1 protein-coding gene and 1 pseudogene are annotated in these 1146 nt (G+C 69.4%); one reads left to right on the forward strand and one right to left on the reverse strand.

What is annotated here, in order from left to right; all coding sequences use genetic code 11:
• A pseudogene (locus JHD07_RS32575) lies at positions 1-576 on the reverse strand (hypothetical protein); the annotation flags it as partial.
• 165 nt (positions 577-741) lie between these two features.
• On the opposite strand from JHD07_RS32575, the gene JHD07_RS32580 reads away from it, so the two are divergent.
• The coding region (locus JHD07_RS32580) for an NTP transferase domain-containing protein (protein ID WP_291629602.1) at positions 742-1146 on the forward strand (405 nt) is incomplete at its 3' end.

Raw genomic sequence — 1146 nt, forward strand, 5'->3', positions numbered from 1 at the left:
GGTTTGCAGCGGCGGGCTCGAGGCCTCTTTCAGGGTTTCCTTCGGAGCGTCCTTCTGAGCATCTTTGGCGGCTTCGCTGCGCGGCTTTTCACTCGCCGGAGCCGGCGTCGAGGCGACCGGCGCGACGCTGGGAGCTGTAAGCGCCGGCGCTGCGTCCTGCGGCTTCGGGGGTGGCGACGAGGCGGCGGTCTGCCTGGCGATGGTGCCGGTGACGGAATCGAGCCCTTGCTCCAGCACGGTGACGCGCGAATAGAGCCGGTCGCGGTCGCTGTTCAGCGTCTCGATGGCCGCGGCGAGGCGGCGCGCCTCGTTCTGGCTTTCCTTGGTCAGCATCTGGAGCCGGTCGGCCTGGCGCGCCAGATCGGCGGACGCGGCCTGGTCGCGGCGCCAGCCGAGCTGGGCCTGGTTGGCCATCACCGCAATGACAACGGCACCGACCGCCGCCACGCCCCACGAGCCCAGGCGCCACATCATGCGCCGGTCGAACGCGCTTTCCTCGGCCAAAAGTCCGGAGAACAGTCCGCCGGTCTCCTTGGTGCCGAAGGCATCCGCCAGTGGGTCGGAATCCTTTGCCATGTACGTTAAGCGCCCAGCCCTGTCCGGCTTCCCCGAATCAATCGGGGAACATTAACAGGAAAAGCGCACCGCACTTGAATTCCGGGCGTTTGCGGGGGTAGCGGTAGCGTCCGAGGGGCGCTGCGCCTCGCGCCACGCGATTCGGCTCCATCTGACAGGATTTCGATGACCACCCGTTCCAGCCTCACGATCGTGCTCGCCGCCGGCGAAGGCACGCGCATGCGATCGAGCCTGCCGAAGGTGCTGCATCCGGTCGCCCACCAGAGCCTGCTTGCCCATGTGCTGGCGGCGGCCCCCAAGGGAGCCGGCACCTCGCTCGCGGTCGTGGTCGGGCCCGACCATCAGTCCGTGGCCGACGAGGCGAGGCGCATTCGCCCGGACGCGCTCACCTTCGTGCAATCCGAGCGGCTCGGGACCGCACATGCGGTGCTCGCGGCGCGCGATGCGATCGCGCGCGGGGTGGATGATCTCCTCATTGCCTTCGGCGACACGCCGCTGATCTCGGCCGACACATTCGCGCGGCTGCGCGCGCCGCTTGCTCGCCCTGCGCGTGTGCGCCCTCGCCCGCGA

Origin of the sequence: Bradyrhizobium sp. (assembly GCF_016462955.1) — a bacterium.
In the GTDB taxonomy this organism is placed as follows: Bacteria; Pseudomonadota; Alphaproteobacteria; order Rhizobiales; family Xanthobacteraceae; genus Bradyrhizobium.